Annotated in this window: 1 protein-coding gene; it reads left to right on the top strand. The window is 35.3% G+C overall.

Features of this window, described 5'->3' with window-relative positions:
• Positions 1 to 275, top strand: a 275-nt coding sequence (locus tag E1189_RS22050) for a hypothetical protein (protein WP_230459793.1), incomplete at both ends; no start/stop codon positions are given.

Genomic DNA, 275 nt, shown 5'->3' on the forward strand with positions numbered 1-275 from the left:
GCAAACAACCAGAAAGGGCAACTTAGCCTTATTCCTGCATGCAAAGACTGCAACACAACAAAAAATGATGATATTCCAACTTCTCCTGAAGATGAAACGATACACCCATATTATGATGACATTGAAAATGATACTTGGCTTAAGGCTCGCGTAATCGAAGATCACCCTGTATCAGTGACATTCTTAGTAACTGAAGAAAATAATTTTGACCAATTATTAAATCGTCGAATAAAAAAACATTTTGAAGTATTTCACCTCGGCTTACTATATAGTTC

Origin of the sequence: Parendozoicomonas verongulae (assembly GCF_009711465.1) — a bacterium.
Taxonomy (GTDB): Bacteria; Pseudomonadota; Gammaproteobacteria; order Pseudomonadales; family Endozoicomonadaceae; genus Sansalvadorimonas; species Sansalvadorimonas verongulae.